This is a genomic window from Trueperaceae bacterium, assembly GCA_036381035.1.
In the GTDB taxonomy this organism is placed as follows: Bacteria; Deinococcota; Deinococci; order Deinococcales; family Trueperaceae; genus DASRWD01.
Genome location: DASVDQ010000148.1, coordinates 1 through 2,158, shown reverse-complemented (window position 1 = coordinate 2,158; position 2,158 = coordinate 1). Strand labels below are relative to the sequence as shown.

The following is a 2,158-nucleotide window of genomic DNA, read 5'->3' as shown; positions in this document are numbered from 1 at the left end:
CCTCACCCGAAACGCTGAAGGCGCCGGGCAGTTGTTCACTGCGTCACTGAGGCTGTCGGCCGTGTCGTCGTGGGTGGCGTCCGGGAACGCCTCGAGGTCCGAGAACCACCAGTCGTTCCAGGATCCGCGGGCGACCTTGAGAAGGCCCTGCTCGGCCAGCGAGCTCGCGTGCTGGAAGCGGGTCACCTTGTCGCCCGTAGGCCGCACGATCCGCACGGCGATGCCCTGCAGCTCGGGCAGGGTGGCGCGCTGCTGGGCGACGGTCTTGCCGGCCTCGCCGGGGTCCTGGGGGATGACCTGGATCACGCCGGGCCCGTCGGCGAGGGCCGTGTCGATGAAGAGCTTCTGCACCTGGCTGGGGCTGCCGCGGAGGCGGACTGCATCGAGGACGTAGTGCTCCGGCGCGCGGCCGGGCCCGCGGCCGACCTTCGTGCCGACCGTCCAGTCCGGGTCGGGATTCGATGGGCTGGGCGGGGTGCCGGCGAAGTCCCAGGCGCGGACCATGGTCAGGCCGGCGGGCGCTTGGTCGACGAGCTCGCACCACGCGCGCTTGAAGAGCAGGCCCGCGCTGTGCCGGATGTTCCAGTTGCCGCCCAGGAGGCGCTCACGTTCGACGAGCGGCAGGGCCCGCAGGCGCGCGCGGTAGCCGGGGTCCTTCGCGAGGAGGGCGGGGTTGTCGTCGAGCCTGGCCGCGATGAACGTGAACGACAGGGGGTCGTCCGGCTCGACGCTGGGGTGCTCCGCGAGCAGCTGCTCCCGCGTGTCCGCCCACACGAGCTCGTCACCGACCCTGGCGAACCACCTGATGACGCCGGACCGGTCGGGGATGGGGTACCCGTCGGGGCCGATCCACCAGTCGATGAAGCGCCGCACCCAGCTGTCGGGGTCTGGGTTGCAGGTGGCGCGGATGTACGGCCTCACGCCTGACGTCGAGCGGTTGCGGGAGACGAGGTAGAAGAACTGGCTCTCGCTGAAGTGTGTGAGCTCGTCGAAGCCGACGTAGGCGATCTCGCCGCCTTGGTACTTGTGCACGTCGTGCTCGTGCTGCAGGTGCGCGAAGCGCATGCGTGCGCCTGTTGGGAAGGTCCAGCGGACGGCGCCGATGTTCGGGTCGGCGCCGAGGAGTGGGTAGAGCTCGGTGCTCTTCTCCCATAGGCCGCCTTCTTGGCTGATCTGGACGAACTCGCGGCGGAAGATGACGCCGCCGAAGCGGGGGTTGTTGATGTGCCGGATGGGTTCGAGGAGGAGCGCCCAGCTCTTCCCGCCGCCGGCCGCTCCGCCGAAGAACGCGATGTCGGCCGGCGTCGCGAGGAACGCTTCCTGGGGGCCGGGCTGTGGCCGGATCTCGATGACGGGCCGCTCGAGCGTTGTGCTCACGTCGACGCCGCCGCCTCTCTAAACTTTCCCGCGCTCGCCAGGCGCAAACCCCTCAACTGGGAGTGGGGCGGTGTGTCTCGCCGCCGCCAGAAAGGACCAATCATGGTCAAGCAACAAGTCCAGAAGCTGATCGTCCCGGTCTCCGGGGTACGCCCGCACGCACTGAGCAGTGCGGCCGCCGGCCAGGTTGTCGAGTGGCGTGGCCGCCGCTGGCGAGTCTCCAGCGTCGCGGAGGCGATCTCGCGCGGCGCCGAACTGTACCGGCTGGTCTTCCTCGAGGCCATGCCGAGCTAGCCCTCCGGCTCGCTAGGGCTGCTGTCGCGGCCGTTGTCGCGGCCGTTGTCGGGGATGTACACGTTGATCGCGACAGGCCCCAACGGAGCACCCCCAGGACCCGACAGCTCCGTCGAGGTCCGCTCCCGGTACTTCTCCGGCTTGTGCGCCTTCAACAGCGTCACCATCAGCTGGTCGCTGTACTCGCGCACCTGCCCGACCTTCTCGCCCTTCTGGTAGACGGGCTTCAGAACGCCGTCCTTCGCGCGCCGCCACGCCTCCTCCTCGAGGCCGTCCACGGCGACGTCGACAGCCTCGTCCCAGCGCCTGGCGAACTCCTCGTCGGCCTTGTACCAGTCGTAGACGGTGCTTCTCGGGATCTTCGCCTTCTTGGCGGCGGCGCTGACGTTCGCTCGGCGCGCGAGCTCCTTGAGGAAGCGTTCCTTGCGTGCCTCAGTGGAGTCCTCGCGGGCGCGTTGACGTGTCCGAGTCGTCCGAGCGTCGGCCA

3 protein-coding genes are annotated in these 2,158 nt (G+C 69.5%); 1 reads left to right on the top strand and 2 read right to left on the bottom strand.

Annotated elements, in window-relative coordinates:
- Positions 1–1,377 (bottom strand): phage terminase large subunit (gene terL, locus VF202_15110; GenBank protein ID HEX7041445.1); only part of this gene is annotated, 1,377 nt, incomplete at its 3' end.
- A gap of 102 nt (positions 1,378–1,479) precedes the next feature.
- On the opposite strand from terL, the gene VF202_15105 reads away from it, so the two are divergent.
- Positions 1,480–1,671 (top strand): hypothetical protein, encoded by a 192-nt coding sequence (locus tag VF202_15105; protein ID HEX7041444.1) that lies wholly within the window; start codon positions 1,480–1,482, stop codon positions 1,669–1,671.
- Here VF202_15105 and VF202_15100 read toward each other — a convergent pair.
- Positions 1,668–2,158 (bottom strand): hypothetical protein (locus VF202_15100; GenBank protein HEX7041443.1); only part of this gene is annotated, 491 nt, incomplete at its 5' end. The two genes, VF202_15105 and VF202_15100, sit on opposite strands and share 4 nt — an antisense overlap.